The following is a 14,948-nucleotide window of genomic DNA, read 5'->3' on the forward strand; positions in this document are numbered from 1 at the left end:
CCGACAAAAGGGGCGCGGTCGGGGTGCGGAGACCGCGGGGAGGGCGCGGTCGGGGTGCTGAGACCGCGGGGAGGGCGCGGTCGGGGTGCTGAGACCGCGGGGAGGGCGCGGTCGGGGTGCGGAGACCGCGGGGAGGGCGCGGTCGGAGTGCTGAGACCGCGGAAACGAGCGCGGTCGGAGTGCTGAGACCGCGGAAACGAGCGCGGTCGCCGCCCTCACTCCCGGTCCGTCTTCCGGTCCGCGTCGATGACGTCCTCCAGCGTTTCCGTGCCCACGTCGCTCGCGAGCTTGACGCCGACGAGCGAGACGACGATGCCCGCGACGATGAACCCCGCGAGCCGCTGGACGGGGGTCACGCCGACGCCGATCGGGTCGAACGGGTCGATCACCGACTCCTGCGCGAGGACGTAGCCCGCGAAGCCGCGGACGACGAGCGAGACGGCGCCGATGACGAACGGGAGGTTGAGGTAGGGGGTCCGGATCCCCTCGTCGCGGATCAGCTCGTCGAGGAGCCGTCCCACGGCCGCGGTCACGCCGGCGACGGCGAACCACGGGATCGCGGTGTAGGTGAACTCCATCGCCTCCACGAGCCGGGGGGGATCCCCGAGCTCCGAGGCCGCCAGCACGCCGAAGAACCCCCCGACCAAGGCGAGCCCGGCGGCGACGACGTACGTCACGATCGACACCTGGCCGGCGTACAGCGCCTCGCGGACTCGCTCGGGCATCCCCGCGACGAACCGGTCGATCGCGAGCCCTTTATAAAGGAGCGCGGCGCCGAGCAGCCCCGCGACGCCGGCGACCGCCTCGGCGGGGGAGAACCAGTAGAACAGCGCCGGCAGTAACAGCAGGGCGACCCCGAACGGGACGAGGATCGTCGACCGCAGCTGCTCGTCGGCGAGGAACTGCTTGAGCAGGTAGTACGTCGACTCGATGTCGCGGGCCTGGCGCACGACGACGCGGTCGACCGAGTCGACCGGCATTCGCGACTCCACGATCGGGAGCACCTGCTCGTCCTCCGCGGAGTCGACGACGGCGATCGCGGCCCGCGGGTCGTACCGGTCCACGAGGTCGTCGAGCTGGGCGGCGATCGAGCGGTCGGCCCCGACGGCGGTGTCGCTCTCGGCCGAGACCACCGCGACGACCGCGTCCTCGCGGTCGTCGCGGAGGTCGCGCGCGACCCGCAGCGACTCGAGCAGGCAGTTGACGCTGGCGTCCTCCGGGTCGCTCAGCCCGGCGTCCGTGACGAGCGAGCGGACCGCCTCCCAGCCGGCGACCGGCATCGGGACGTTGGTGGCCCGCCCGATCGCGCCGGATCGGTCGATGCAGATGACCAGCGTCGTCACGTTCCGACTCTCGATCCGCCCGGATAAAAAGCTCCCCGTCGGCGGGGGGTCGCCGGGCCAGAGCCTCGCGACCGACGAGCCGCCCTACCGCAGCTCGACGTCGACCTCCCCGCCCTCGCTCGTAAACGCGCTCGCGACGCCGTTGCCGGCCGCGAACGCGACGCGCTCCGCGCCGATGCCGAGCCGCTCCGCGAGCCCCCGGTCGGGCGTGAACTCGCGGACCTCCGGCTCCGCGCCGATCAGGTCCGCCACTCTCTCTTCCACGTCGTCTTTGGTGCCCAGGTCGTCGACGAGCCCGATCTCGAGGGCGTCGGTGCCGAGGTACACCCGCGCCTCCGTCTCCCGGATCGCCTCGGGGTCCATGTCGCGCCCCTCGCTGACGGTCTCGACGAACTGCTCGTAGTAGCCGTCGATGATCCCCTGGAGGTACTCCCGCTCGTCCGCCTCGATCTCGCGCAGGGGCACCCCGGCGTCCTTGAACTCGCCGGCGGTGAACTGCTCGTAGGAGATCCCGAGCTTGTCGGCGAGCCCGGCCGCGTTCGGCCGCGAGCCGACGACGCCGATGGAGCCGACCAGGCTCGCGTCGCGCGCCCACAGCTCGTCGCAGCCGCTCGCGATCCAGTAGCCCCCGGACGCGCAGGTGTCGGTCGCGTACGCGACCGTCGGGCCGTCGAAGTCCGCAGCCGCGCGCCGGATATCGTCGCTCGGGAGCACCTCGCCGCCGGGCGTGTTGAGCTCGACCACGAGTGCCTCGACGTCCTCGTCCTCGTCGGCCGCCTCGATCTGCTCGACCACGTCGTCGGCGGTCGTCCCGCCCGGCCCCGACAGCGGGGAGGGGCGGCCGCTCTTACGGGTGATCGGTCCGGAGACCGTCACTTTCCCGACGTTGTACTCCTCGCTCTCGCCGAACCGCCCGCGGGTCATCCGAGCGACGAGCCGCTTGCCCGCCACCGTCGCCGTCGCGCCGACCACGGCGGCCGCGAGGAGATTCTTCCCGTCCGAGCGGGGGTTGCGTTCCATGCCTCCGATTAGAGGTGCGGCCGTTTATATATGCGGTCGGAGACGAGCGAGCCGCCCCGAGCCGCGTCCCGGACCCGCTCGCCCCGACTCCGCCTCGGCGCGTCGGGACCGCGGACGCCGGCTCTCAGGCTCCAAAGAATGAACTTTTGTAGCCCTACGACGACCGAGGCCACAGGGATGGCAGGGACCGAGGACGAAGACGCGTTCGTTCAGTACGGCATCGACGACAAACCGCCGCTGGGAAAATCGCTCCTCCTCGGCGTCCAGCACTACCTCACGATGGTGGGCGCGAACATCGCCGTCCCGCTCATCCTCGCCGGCGCGATGGGGATGCCCGACGCGGTCGTTCCGCGGTTCGTCGGCACGTTCTTCGTCGTGTCGGGCATCGCGACCCTCGCGCAGACGACGTTCGGCAACCGCTACCCGATCGTGCAGGGTGCCCCGTTCTCGATGCTCGCGCCCGCGCTGGCGGTCATCGGCGTCGTGACCGCGACCCCCCCAGAAGGCATCGTCGCCTGGCGGGCGGCTCTGCTACAGCTCCAAGGCGCGATCATCGTCGCCGCCCTCGCCGAGGTCGCGATCGGCTACCTCGGGCTCGTCAGACGGCTGCGGAGACACCTCTCACCGGTCGTCATCACGCCGGTCATCGTGCTCATCGGCCTGTCTCTGTTCAACTCTCCCGACATCGTGACGGCCGATCAGAACTGGTGGCTCGTCGGTCTGACGCTGGTCGCCATCGTCGCGTTCTCGCAGTACCTCGGGGGACGGTCGAAGATCTTCCAGCTGTTCCCGGTCCTGCTCGGCATCCTCGTCGCGTGGGTCGTCGCCGCGGCCTTATCGGTCCTCGGCGTCTTCGGGCCAGAAACGCCCGGCTACATCGATCTGGCGAGCGTCGCAGCGGCCGAACCGGTCCACCTCATCTACCCGCTCCAGTGGGGGACGCCGAGCGTCACGCCCGCGCTCGTCATCGGTATGCTCGCCGGCGTCGCCGCCTCGATAGTCGAGTCCATCGGCGACTACCACGCCGTCGCCCGCCTCTCCGGCATGGGCGCCCCGAGCGGCGAACGCGTGACTCACGGCATCGGTATGGAGGGACTCATGAACGTCTTCTCCGGGGTGATGGGCACCGGCGGGTCGACCTCGTACTCGGAGAACATCGGTGCTATCGGTCTCACCGGCGTGGCCTCGCGCTACGTCGTCCAGATCGGTGCCGCGCTCATGATCCTCGTCGGCTTCGTCGGTTACTTCGGCCAGCTCGTCGCCACCATTCCGGGCCCGATCATCGGCGGTCTCTACATCGCGATGTTCGCTCAGATCGTCGGCGTCGGCCTCTCGAATCTCAAGTACGTCGACCTCGACTCCTCCCGGAACATCTTCGTTATCGGGATCTCGCTCTTTTCCGGGCTGGCCGTCCCGGAGTACATGCGAACCGTCGGGAGCGCGAGCGCCTTCCAGCAGGGGCTGGCCGATAGCTTCCTGGTCGGTCCCCTCCTGGGCGCCGATATCGTCGCCAACACCGTCTACGTCATCGGATCGACGGGGATGGCCGTCGGGGGGATCGTCGCCCTCCTCCTCGACAACTCGATCGCCGGGACGGCCACGGAACGCGGACTCACCGCGTGGGAGGACGCGGCCGAAGCGGACGCGGATTTCACGTCCGCGTACGAACGCTTCTTCCGATAAGGAAGCGGTTCGTACCCGCCGATCTTCTCCCAAACGGCTTGCCCTGACGGGATCGGTCGAGGGTCATGAAACTGATCGATGGTATGAAACCGGCCGACGGTGACGAACGCCGACACCGGCGTCCGGCACGCCGGGAGACGCTCGCGGGCGCCGAGCCGAGACCCGCCCGTGGCCGAGCCGAACACTACTCGCCGACCCGCGGAGTGGGCGCTGGGTGCCTCGCGAAACGACCGCAGAAACGGGTGTCTCGCCGGACTTACAGCAGGCCGGTCTTCTGGAGCTTCATCAGGTCCTCGGTGTCGAGCGTCTCGCCCTCCTTGAACTTCTGGTAGATCTCCTCGGCCTCTTCCTTCTCCTCCTCGCGCTTCTCGGCGCGCTCGTCTTTACGCTCGCGCTCCTCCTCCTTGTCGAGCTCGCGCAGGCGCTTCTGGACGCGCACGAAGTCCTCGTGGTGTCGGTCGGCGGCCTCCTGGGCCTCCACGAACAGCTCGTGCATCTCGTCGGCCTCGTCGCGGATGTCGTCGGCCTCGCGGTAGGCCTCGATCATCTGGTTGTGGTGCTCCTGGGCCTTGTCGGCGAGCTCAGTCACCTTCTGGTGGTGTTGGGACGCCTCGGAGCGGACCTCCTCGGCCTCGTCGACCAGCTCGTCGAGTTCGCTGGTGTCGTCGACCTTCTCCTTCTTCTCGGCGAGCTCCTCTCGCTTCTCGTCGATCTTCTCGATGAGCTCGCGCTCGTCGTCCGCGTCGAGCACTTCGGTCTGCTGGCGGAACTCGAGGTCCTCGATCTCCTCTTTGAGCTCCTCGATGGACTTGCCGGAGCCGAGTTCCATGTCCTGTTTGAGCTCCTCGACCTCGTCGAACAGCTCGTTGGCCTCGGCGTTGAGCTCGTTACGCTTGTCCTTGTGCTCCTGGACCTGCTCGTTGAGCTCGTCGCGGTTCTCGCGGTGTTCCTGGGCCTCGTCGACCTTCTCGCGCGTCTTCGCGTTGAGGTCGTCGCGCTTGGAGGCGCGCTCGGACGCCATCTGGTTCAGCTCGTTGCGTCGGTCTCGTAGCTGACCGGCGCGCTTGATGAGCTGCCCCTTCGACCCGTTGTCGAGGTCGTCTTCGGAAAGGTCCACGTTGTCCGCCTTGTCCATCGGTTCGATCTCGTACTGCTCGATGACTTCGTCTTTCGTTACCATTTTTTATCTCTCCATCACCGCTCCGGGGGTAGCAGTCGCTCGCTGTCGTGCGTCGGGCCGTTCACAAGAGCTCCCGTTCATTTCAGCGTGCGATCCCACCAGCGCCGGAGGCGTTCTGGTAACTGATTCTACCGTAGGCCGACATATAAAGACTTCGGTGAATCGGGTGTAACCCGGTAGCACGGGCGGTATACCCGTCGTTCCGTGCCGAACGATCACACACCCATCACTATTTATGAACGTCGGCCGGGGGACCACGCGGGCCCGCCGCGGTGTCACGGGGGACCCGCGATGGCCTCACGCGCCCTCGTCGCGGACCTCGTACGAGAGCACGACTCCGGCGTCGAGTCGCTCCGAACCGACCAGATCCAGCCGCGGGAACGACTCGGTGAACCCAGCGCCGTCGGCGAGCGTCGGCGCGTCTCGGCCGCCGATCACCATCGACCCGACGTAGACGTGGAGCTCGTCGACGAGGCCCGCCGCGAAACACGAATAGATCACCTCGCCGCCCCCCTCGATCATCAGGCGGTCGACGCCGCGGTCGGCCAGCGCGTCGAATCCGCCGGCGAGGTCGACGCGACCCTCATCGGTCTCGCTCTCGACCGCGACGACCTCCGCGCCGGCCGCGGTGAGTTCCTCGCGCCGCTCCTCGGTCGTCGCCGCCGAGACGAGCAGGTACGTCGTCGCCGCGTCGTCGAGGAGCCGAGCGTCGGTCGGCGTCCGCCCCTCCGAGTCGACGACGACGCGGGCGGGGTGACCGGGCCGGCCGTTCCGCAGGCGCTGGACGCGGCGGTCCTCCTCGTCGAGCGTGAGGTGCGGGTCGTCGGCGAGCACCGTCCCGACACCCACGAGCACCGCGTCCGCGGCGGCCCTGACCCGGTCAACCCGGTCGAAGTCCTCCGATCCCGAGATGCGGAGCTGCTCCCGGCGCCGCGTCGCGAGCTTCCCGTCGACGCTCTGGGCGGCGTTGACGACGACGTGCATACGCGTTCGTCTCGGGGACGGGAAATGATCGTTTCGGTCGGGGACGCGCCGAGGGCAGCCGGCTACTCCGCGTCGGCGACTCCGTCGCCGCCGACCCCATTCCGCACCTTGACGGCGACCCCGCTCCCGAACGCCTCGGCTTCGGCGCCGGAGAGCTCCGCGCGCCCGACCGCGAACAGCGCGTCGTCCCCGTCGACGACGAGCACCTCGTCGCCGGGTCGGATCCCGTCGTCGGCCGCGGTCACGAACTTCGCGAAGGCGTTGCGCCCCTCGCGGACGAACGGCTCGCTCTCCTCGCCGACGACCACCCGGTGTCGCGGCCGGTCGAACGCCCCGCGCAGCCGCCGGCCGCCGGCGACGCCCAGGGTGAAGCGCCCGTCGGTACCGTACGAGACGAGGCGGTCGCCCTCGGAGCTGCCGGGCGTGTCGTCGACGTCGCCGACGATCACCTGTCGCGGGCGGCCGCCGCTCGACCGGCGAAGGGTCAGCGGCTCGTCCGGGGGGAAGAGGGCGCGGCCCGCGCCGGCGCCGAACTGGTAGTCGGCGCCGGTCCGCAGGTCCGCGAGCGCGTCGGCGTCGGTCATACCCGAACTGTCCCGGCCACGCGCAAAGCCGTTACGACACGGGCCGCTTCCCTTATAGCTCGATCCGATCGACGATCGACTTCGTGCCGTCCTCGTCGCTGTGGGTGTTGATCGCGATCGTCTGGACCCGGTCTTCCAGCAGCGACCCCTCCATCTTCGCCTGCAACAGCGAGTCCACCTGATAAACGCCGGCGGCGTTGTTCATCCGGATCACGACCTGTACGGGGGTCTTCCCGCCTTCCCGGAGCGAAACGCGCTCGATCGCCTGCGAGGAGACGGTGTTGATCCCGCGACCCCCCTCCTCGTAGGGGACCCGCGAGCGCCCGCGCTCCATGTCGAGCCCGTCCGCGATCCGGACGATCCCGGCCTCCAGCGTCAGCGGCTGCTCTTCGGTGTGGTGACAGAGGATCGCGTGGAGCACCTCCGCCTTCACGCGCACCTGGTCGGGAACGTCGTAGAAGGAGGGGAGAAAGTCGTCGAGTAGGTCGGCCGCGAGCGGGATCGAGTAGTAGGGATGGTCGTGACGGTGGACGACGTGGCCGATGTCGTGGAGCGTCGCCGCGAGCGCGATGATCACCGGCTCGTCGGCCTCGTCGAGCCCCTGCTGACGGGCGCCGTTGAAGTCGACTCCGCCGTCTTTCAGCAGGTCGTACAGCCGGAGCGCGCGGTCCCGGACGATCTCGACGTGTTTCGACCCGTGGTCGTTGTACCCCTTCCGGTCGACGGGATTGACGTTCTGCGCCTCCAGGTACGCGGCGATCTCCTCGTCCGACGCGATCCGATCGAGCACCTCGTTGAGACGGTCGTCGGGGAAGGCGTGGTCGGCGTCGGGATCGTACTCGTGGCGGTCGGCGTCGGTGTCGGCGTCGATGTCCGGGTCGTCGTCGACGTCGAGGCCGTCGAGGTCCTCGGGACTCTCGGAGTCGTCGGGGTCCTCGGGATCGGCGGAGTCGGCCATCGATCCGTCGGCGTCGGTGGAATCGGTCATGAGATCGGGGAGGACGCGCCGGCGATTGAAAAGGGTGTGCGTGGGGCGGTCGTCGCCCGACCGGCAGTTTCGACCCGAGGCAAAATCTATAAGCGACGGAGCGTTCCATTACGGGCGTGAACCGACCCGCGTCCGGACGCGGCTCGCCGCCGTCGACAGCGACGCGGCTCTTCTCGAAGAAACGCGCGTGACCCGTCCGCCGGCGGGAGTGGCGACCCCGTCCCGGACGACCCCCGGCCCGCGCGCACCGTTCGCTGACAGACCGCAGATCCCGACTCGAACCCAGACACCGACCGCCCACCCATGACAGACGCGACCACCACGACGCCTTACGGCGCACAGGACGCGACGGACCGAGACTCGACCGACGAGCCCTTCGAGGGGGTGTACCCCGCGATGACGACCCCATTCACCGACGGCGACGAGGTCGACCACCAGCAGCTCGCCGACAACGCCCGCTACCTCGAGCGCGCGGGCGTCGACGGCGTCGTCCCCGTCGGCTCCACCGGCGAGTCGGCGACGATGAGCCACGACGAGCACGTCGACGTGATCGAGACGGTCCGCGACGCCCTCGACGACATCCCCGTGATCGCGGGTACCGGCTCGAACAACACCGCCGAGGCGCTCTCGCTTTCCCGGCGCGCCGCCGACGCGGGCGCCGACGGCCTCCTCCTGATTTCCCCCTACTACAACAGGCCCGAGCCCGCCGGCTTCCTCGAACACTACCGGACGATCGCCGACGAGGTCGACCTCCCGCAGATCGTCTACAACGTCCCGAGCCGGACCGGCCAGTCGATCCCGGTCGACGTCACCGCCGAGCTCGCCGAACACCCGAATATCCAGGGGTACAAGGCCGCCTCGGGCGACCTGAACCTCGTCAGCGAGGTGATCGAGCGCACCCGCGACGAGTCGTTCTCCGTGCTCTCCGGCGACGACGGGCTCACGCTCCCCGTGCTCTCGATCGGCGGCACCGGCACCATCAGCGTCGTTGGCAACGTCGAGCCGGAGCGCTCCTGTGCGATGGTCGGCGCCGCGCTCTCCGGCGACTACGACCGCGCTCGCGCGCTCCACCACGAACTCTCGCCGCTCGTCCGCGAGCTGTTCGCCGAGACGAACCCGATCCCGGTGAAGGAGGCGATGCACATCCGCGGCCGGGGCGGGCCCCTGGTCCGCTCGCCGCTCTCGCGGCTCTCCGAGGAGCGCCGGGAGGTCCTGCGCGAGCTGCTGGCCGAGTACGACGAGGCCGCGCCCGGGACCGTCGATCCGGCCGCCGTCGAACCCGCGGCGGCGGGGGACGCGGAATGAGCGGCGGCGCGACCGACGCCAACCTCCGGCTCGCCGTCACCGGCGCCGGCGGCCGGATGGGCCGCGAGGTGATCGAAGCCGCCGCCGACCGCGAGGGCGTCGCCGTCGCCGTCGCGGTCAACCGCACCGCGACCGAGCCCGTCGCGGGGGTCGACGTCGACTCCGCGGACCGGCTGAGAGAGCTGCTCGCGGCCGAGTCCCCCGACGTCCTCGTCGACTTCACCGGCCCGGAGTCGGCGATTGCGTACGCCGGGGCCTGCGCCGACGCCGACGTCCCGATGGTCACCGGCACGACCGGGTTCGCGGGCGCGCAGCTCGATGACCTCCGGGCCGCGAGCGACGCGGTCCCGGTGCTCAAGGCGTCGAACTTCGCCCGCGGCGTCGCCGCGCTCCGCCGCGCGGTTCGCGAGGCCGCGGCCGCGCTCCCCGGCTACGACGTGGAGCTGACCGAGACGCACCACAACGGAAAGCGCGACGCCCCCTCGGGCACCGCGAAGTCGATCCTCGACGACGTGGAGTCGGTCCGCGGGGACCTCGACGAGCGCGTGCACGGCCGCGAGGGCGACGCGCCGCGCGAGGCGAGCGAGATCGGCGTCCACGCCCGACGCGCGGGCGACGTGACCGGCGAGCACGAGGTCATGCTGGCGGGGAACCGCGAGACGCTCCGACTGACGCACCGCGCCGGCGACCGCGGGGTGTTCGCCGAGGGCGCGCTGGACGCCGCCGCTTGGCTCGCCGACAGCGACCCCGGCTGGTACGGGTTCGACGACGTGCTCGACGCCGGAAGTGAATAGCTCCGGAACATACGCGTATCGACGAATAAATACCGACACTCATCCATACACTATCCAATGACGCTTCGATCCGACGTCTCCGATCTGTGGGACCGCTATCAGGAGGGGCTGACCGCCGCCGACGCGACGAGCGAGGACGCCGACGTCCTCGAGTCGTTCCTCTCGGCGCTGGAGGCCGGCGAGGTCCGCGCCGCGGAGAAGACCGGCGACGACGTGACCACCTGGGAGGCAAACGAGTGGGTCAAGCGGGGAATCCTACTGAACTTCGGCCTGCGCGAGACCGAGCCCCGCGAGCACGGCGGCGTCACCTACTACGACGTGCTCCCGCTGCGCGACACCGCCGACCTCGGCGAGCGCGGCACCCGCAACACCCCCGACGGCACCGTCATCCGGCGCGGCGCCTACCTCGGGGGCGACTGTATCATGATGAGCCCCTCGTTCGTCAACATGGGCGCGCACGTCGGCGACGGCACCCTCGTCGACTCCTGTGACACGGTCGGCTCCTGCGCGCAGCTCGGCGAGAACGTGAAGCTCGGCGCCAACACGCTGATCGGCGGCGTGCTCGAACCGGTCGAGGACGCGCCGGTCGTGATCGAGGACGGCGTCTCGCTCGGCGCGGGCTGCCGGGTCACCTCGGGCTTCCGGGTCGGCGAGAACAGCATCGTCGGGGAGAACACCCTCTTGACCCCCCGCATCCCCGTCTACGACCTCGTCGAAGAGGAGATCCTCTACGGCCACCTCCCGGCCGACCGCCGGGCGTTCACCCGGATGGTGGAGTCGTCCGTGGGCGACCACGAGCTGTTCGAGGGCGGCGCCTACAAGCCCGCGGTCGTCGCGACCCACGTGGAGGAGGAGACGCTGGAGGCGACGCGGCGGGAGGACGCGCTCCGCGAATGAGCGACTCCGAGGCGGGCGCAACGGGCGCGCGAGAGAACCCCCCGGTCCGACGCGTGAGCGACTGGGACGCCGCCCAACTCGCCGAGCTCGCGATCGAGTACGGCACGCCCCTCTACGTGCAGGACCTCGACCGCGCCCGCGAGAACTGCGAGCGGCTGCGGGACGCCTTCCCGGACGCCGACGTCCGGTACGCCGTGAAGGCCCACACCGGCCGCCGGGTCCTCGAGACGGTCCGCGAGGCCGGGCTCGACGCCGAGTGCGCCTCCGCGGGCGAGGTCGACCGCGCGCTCGCGGCCGGCTTCGGCGGCGACCGCCTCCACTACACCGCGGTCAACCCGCCCGCCCGCGACCTCGACTACGTCGTCGGCGTCGCCGAGGCGGAGCCCGACCTCACGGTCACCGTCGGCGCCGTCGACACCCTCGATCGGCTCGCCGAGCGCGGCTACGAGGGTCGGGTCTGCGTCCGGGTGAACCCCGGCGTCGGCGCGGGCCACCACGAGAAGGTCCGGACCGGCGGCGCGGCGAAGTTCGGGATCCCGTCCGACCGCGCCGCCGAGGCGGCCCGCGAGGCCGCAGAGCGCTTCGACGTGGTCGGGGTCCACGCCCACGCCGGCTCCGGTATCGACCCGGAGCAGCTGGACAGCCATCGCGAGCTCGTCACCCGGATGGGCGAGCTGGCGCGGGAGCTCACCGATCCCGACGGCGACGCCGCCCCTCTCGACCTCGAATACGTCGACGTCGGCGGCGGGTTCGGCGTCCCGTATCAGGAAGACGAGCCTCCGCTCGGTCTCCCGGCGGTCGCCGAGGCGACCCGCGAGGCCGTCGCGCCGCTGCCCGCGGGCGTCGACCTCGCGATCGAGCCCGGCCGGTACGTCGTCGCCGACGCGGGCGTCCTCCTGACGCGCGTGAACACGGTGAAGCCCACGCCCGACGAGCGCGTCGTCGGCGTCGACGCCGGGATGACCGACCTGCTGCGCCCGGCGATGTACGACGCGTACCACCCGATTCGGAACCTCGGACGGGGACGGAGCGCCGACGGGGGCGACGCGCCGACCCCCGACGAGCGGGAGGCAACCCCTGTCACGGTCGCCGGACCTATCTGTGAGACCGGCGATACACTCTGCAAGGACCGAGCGCTCGCCGACCCGACTCGGGGGGACCTCCTCGCGGTCGGGGTCGCGGGCGCCTACGGATACGAGATGGCGAGCCAATACAACTCACGACCGCGGCCGGCGGAGGTCGCGCTCGACGACGGAACCGCGACGATCGCCCGACGCCGAGAGGGCCTGCCGGACCTGACCGCGGTCGAGCGGAACGCCGACACGCCGGCCGGAGGCGACCGATGAGCACCCACGCCGTCCCGGTCGAGAAGTACCACGGCACGGGCAACGACTTCCTCGTCGTCGACGCGAGCGCGCAGAGCGTCGGCGACCGCGCGGCGTTCGCCCGCGCCCACTGCGACCGCGAGACGGGCGTCAACGGGGCGGACTTCGGCGCCGCCCCCGGAAGCGACGGGGTCGCGGACCGCGACGGCAACGCCGGCCGACGCGGCGCCGACGGCGTTCTCTTTTTAAGCGTCGAGGAGCGGTTCAACCCGACGCGGGTCGTGATGACGCTCGTCCAGCCCGACGGCTCGACGGCGACGATGTGCGGCAACGGCGCGCGCGTCGTCGCGCTGTGGGCCCACGAACGGACGGGGGACCGGGAGTTCATGATCGACACGCAGGCGGGGACGCGGCGCGCCTCGGTGAACGCGGACGCGACCGCCGCGACCATCGAGATGGGAGAGCCGACGTTCGACCCCCGCTGGGTCCCGGTCGCGCGGGACGAGCCTCTGATCGACGAGCCGGTCGCGGGGCTGACCGTCACGGCCGTCAACACCGGCGTGCCCCACGCGGTCGCGTTCGTCGACGGCGGGCGCGACGACCCCGACGGCGTCGACGCGGTCGACCTCGACGCGGTCGCCCCGCCGGTCCGTCACGCCGACGCCTTCCCGGAGGGCGCAAACGTGAACCTCGCGGCCGTCGTCGACGACGGGAGCGGCGACGGGCCCGCGGTCCTCGACCAGCGCACCTTCGAGCGCGGCGTCGAGGGCGAGACCCGCTCCTGCGGCACCGGCGCGGTGGCGGTCGTTGCCGCCGCGCGCAGAGTCGGCGCGATCGAGGGCGAGTCGGCCGTGAGTCGGCCGCCGGGCGGCGATCTCGAGATCACCGTGCCCGACGCGGGCCACGCGACGCTGACCGGGCCCGTCGCCCACGAGTTCAGCGGGACCCTCTCCGCCGACCCGCGATGAGCCGCCCGCCGTTCGACCCCGTCTCCTTCCTCGAGAGCGCCGTCGGAACCCCCTCTCACGAGTCCGTCGACGAGACTCGCGAGCTCGTCGTCGAGGCGCTCGATCGACGCGGGGTTGAAACCGAGGTCGTCGCCGGCGGCTGCGTGCTCGCGGAGAAGCGCTCGCCAGCGCCCGACGCGGGGCCGCACCTCGTGGCCAACACGCACCTCGACACGGTGACCCCGCACGTCCCGTTCGAGCGGGGAGGGGCTCGCGAAGACGAGCGCGGCGGCGCCACCCCGGACGACGCCACCCCCGACGAAGTAATCCGCGGGCGGGGCGCCTGCGACGCGAAGGGACCGCTCGCGGCCCTCCTCTCGGGGTTCCTCGCGGCCGAGCCGGAGCGCGGCCGGCTCACGCTCGCGCTCACGCCCGACGAGGAGTCGCTGTCGCTCGGCGCGGCGGCGCTGACGGGGGAGCTGCCGGGGACGGAGGACCGCCTCGACGGCGACCTGTTCCTCGTGGGCGAGCCGACCGGGCTCGACGCGTGTACGGCCGCGAAGGGGCGGTTCCAGGGGACCGTCGAGCTGTCGGGCGTCGCCGCTCACGCCGCTGAGTTCGCGGGCGCGAACGCGGTCGCGGCCGCGGAGGGCGCGCTCGCGGCGGTCCGGGGCTTCGACGCGGACGCAGACGACCACCCGCAGCTTGGTCCGCCGAAGCTCACGCCGACCGTCATCGAGGGCGGCGCGGCGACGAACCAGGTGCCCGCGGAGTGTCGAATCACCGTCGACCGGCGGAGCGTCCCGCCGGAGTCGGCCGAGGGGTTCCGGTCGTCGTTCGCGGCCGCGGTGCGGGGACGCGTCCCGGACGACGTCGACGTCGACGTCGCGCTCACCGACCGAGAGTCGCCCTTCTTCGAGGCGTTCTCGACGGACCCCGACCACGAGCTGGTGGAGGCGGTCGCGGGCGCGGCGCGGGCGGCCGCCGATTCGACCGGACTGCCGACCGATCGCGGCGGCGCGGTGCGCCCCTTCGGCGCGGCGACGGAGGCGTCGTACTTCGCGCCCGCGCCGACGGTCGTGTTCGGCCCCGGCGACCTCGCCGACGACGCGGGGGCGGTCGCGCACGCCGAGCGCGAGTACGTCCGGGTGCGGGAGGTGGCGGCGGCCGCGGAGGCGGTCGAGCGCTCGATCGCGGCGCTGCTCGGGGAGGCGGGTTCGACGGGGGCTGACGACGCCGCCTAGAGCAGGAACGTCTCCTCCTCCTCGGCGAGGTCGACGAACTCGTCGGCGGCCTCGATCAGCTCGGCGGCGGCGGAGTTGCCGAACCCCATCGCCTCGACGCGGACACCCTCGTGGCGGAGGTGCGAGCAGAGGCGGGCGAAGTCGCCGTCGCCGGTACAGAGGACGACGGTGTCGACGTGGCTGGCGAGCGAGACGGCGTCGAGGCTGATCCCGAGGTCCCAGTCGGCCTTCTTCGAGCCGTCCGCGAACGTCTTGATCTCTTTGATCTTCGTCTCGAAGCCGATGTCGCGGAGCGCCTCGAAGAAGCTCTCCTCCTCCGGCGAGTCGGCGCGGATCACGTACGCGATGGCGCGGACCAGCGCCCGGTCGTTGACGGCGGCCTCCAGGAGCCCCGAGTAGTCGATGTTCTGCGAGTAGAAGCTCTGTGCGGAGTGGTAGAGGTTCTGCGAGTCGGCGAGCACCGCGACGCGCTGGTCGGGATGGATCTCGGTCATACCGCCCACTTCATCGGCGCGGCTTAGGGGCTTTGGGATCCGGGCGCCGGCCGCCGAGCGGCCTGTCCGGGAATCTCACGGCGATACCGGGAGATTCCTATTTATAAACTCCGCTGAAATAAAACATTCATTTATATTATATGACTAATTCCGGAAGTAG

The 14,948-nt window shown here is 70.9% G+C and carries 14 protein-coding genes; 7 read left to right on the forward strand and 7 right to left on the reverse strand.

What is annotated here, in order from left to right; all coding sequences use genetic code 11:
* Positions 1–215: 215 nt before the first annotated feature.
* Together N5096_RS04040 and sppA are read right to left on the reverse strand one after the other, a co-directional pair.
* Positions 216–1,343 carry a DUF373 family protein gene (locus N5096_RS04040; protein ID WP_267663047.1) on the reverse strand — a complete coding sequence of 376 codons (1,128 nt, stop codon included), beginning with the start codon at positions 1,341–1,343 and terminating at the stop codon, positions 216–218.
* An 84-nt stretch (positions 1,344–1,427) separates the two neighbouring features.
* Positions 1,428–2,363 carry a signal peptide peptidase SppA gene (sppA, locus tag N5096_RS04045; RefSeq protein WP_267663048.1) on the reverse strand — a complete coding sequence of 312 codons (936 nt, stop codon included), beginning with the start codon at positions 2,361–2,363 and terminating at the stop codon, positions 1,428–1,430.
* Positions 2,364–2,540: 177 nt separating this feature from the next.
* Between sppA and N5096_RS04050 the strand changes: the two genes are divergently transcribed.
* Positions 2,541–4,046 carry a uracil-xanthine permease family protein gene (locus tag N5096_RS04050; RefSeq protein WP_267663049.1) on the forward strand — a complete coding sequence of 502 codons (1,506 nt, stop codon included), beginning with the start codon at positions 2,541–2,543 and terminating at the stop codon, positions 4,044–4,046.
* 256 nt (positions 4,047–4,302) lie between these two features.
* On the opposite strand, the gene N5096_RS04055 is transcribed toward N5096_RS04050, so the two are convergent.
* From N5096_RS04055 to N5096_RS04070, 4 genes are all read right to left on the reverse strand, one after another.
* The gene (locus N5096_RS04055) at positions 4,303–5,226 is read right to left on the reverse strand and encodes a coiled-coil protein (protein WP_267663050.1); all 924 of its coding nucleotides are present in this window, start codon (positions 5,224–5,226) and stop codon (positions 4,303–4,305) included.
* Positions 5,227–5,523: 297 nt separating this feature from the next.
* Entirely contained in the window at positions 5,524–6,210 is a 687-nt protein-coding gene (locus tag N5096_RS04060) for a 2,5-diamino-6-(ribosylamino)-4(3H)-pyrimidinone 5'-phosphate reductase (RefSeq protein WP_267663051.1), read from the reverse strand.
* 62 nt (positions 6,211–6,272) lie between these two features.
* A complete protein-coding gene (locus N5096_RS04065) occupies positions 6,273–6,794 on the reverse strand; it encodes a PUA domain-containing protein (protein WP_267663052.1) in 522 nt (173 codons plus the stop codon).
* A gap of 52 nt (positions 6,795–6,846) precedes the next feature.
* On the reverse strand, positions 6,847–7,782 hold the full coding sequence (locus N5096_RS04070) for an HD domain-containing protein (RefSeq protein ID WP_379789938.1): 936 nt from the start codon (positions 7,780–7,782) through the stop codon (positions 6,847–6,849).
* A gap of 303 nt (positions 7,783–8,085) precedes the next feature.
* Between N5096_RS04070 and dapA the strand changes: the two genes are divergently transcribed.
* Genes dapA through N5096_RS04100 form a run of 6 tightly spaced genes read left to right on the forward strand, consistent with a single transcriptional unit; the run spans position 8,086 to position 14,294 of the window.
* Positions 8,086–9,087: a 4-hydroxy-tetrahydrodipicolinate synthase gene (gene dapA, locus N5096_RS04075; RefSeq protein WP_267663053.1), complete on the forward strand. Its 1,002-nt coding sequence runs from the start codon at positions 8,086–8,088 to the stop codon at positions 9,085–9,087.
* Positions 9,084–9,881, forward strand: coding sequence for a 4-hydroxy-tetrahydrodipicolinate reductase (dapB, locus tag N5096_RS04080; RefSeq protein ID WP_267663054.1), 798 nt, complete (start codon positions 9,084–9,086; stop codon positions 9,879–9,881). The genes dapA and dapB overlap by 4 nt, the downstream gene beginning before the upstream one ends.
* Before the next feature lie 57 nt (positions 9,882–9,938).
* Positions 9,939–10,778: a 2,3,4,5-tetrahydropyridine-2,6-dicarboxylate N-succinyltransferase gene (locus N5096_RS04085; protein WP_267663055.1), complete on the forward strand. Its 840-nt coding sequence runs from the start codon at positions 9,939–9,941 to the stop codon at positions 10,776–10,778.
* Positions 10,775–12,124, forward strand: coding sequence for a diaminopimelate decarboxylase (gene lysA, locus N5096_RS04090; RefSeq protein WP_267663056.1), 1,350 nt, complete (start codon positions 10,775–10,777; stop codon positions 12,122–12,124). Before N5096_RS04085 ends, lysA begins: the two co-directional genes overlap by 4 nt.
* Positions 12,121–13,071: a diaminopimelate epimerase gene (gene dapF, locus N5096_RS04095; RefSeq protein WP_267663057.1), complete on the forward strand. Its 951-nt coding sequence runs from the start codon at positions 12,121–12,123 to the stop codon at positions 13,069–13,071. The genes lysA and dapF overlap by 4 nt, the downstream gene beginning before the upstream one ends.
* Positions 13,068–14,294 carry a M20/M25/M40 family metallo-hydrolase gene (locus tag N5096_RS04100; RefSeq protein WP_267663058.1) on the forward strand — a complete coding sequence of 409 codons (1,227 nt, stop codon included), beginning with the start codon at positions 13,068–13,070 and terminating at the stop codon, positions 14,292–14,294. Before dapF ends, N5096_RS04100 begins: the two co-directional genes overlap by 4 nt.
* Here the strand turns inward: N5096_RS04100 and N5096_RS04105 are convergent.
* Positions 14,291–14,788 carry a LabA-like NYN domain-containing protein gene (locus N5096_RS04105; RefSeq protein ID WP_267663059.1) on the reverse strand — a complete coding sequence of 166 codons (498 nt, stop codon included), beginning with the start codon at positions 14,786–14,788 and terminating at the stop codon, positions 14,291–14,293. The two genes, N5096_RS04100 and N5096_RS04105, sit on opposite strands and share 4 nt — an antisense overlap.
* Positions 14,789–14,948 lie beyond the last annotated feature (160 nt).

Source organism: Halorubrum yunnanense, from assembly GCF_026586675.1.
Taxonomy (GTDB): Archaea; Halobacteriota; Halobacteria; order Halobacteriales; family Haloferacaceae; genus Halorubrum; species Halorubrum yunnanense.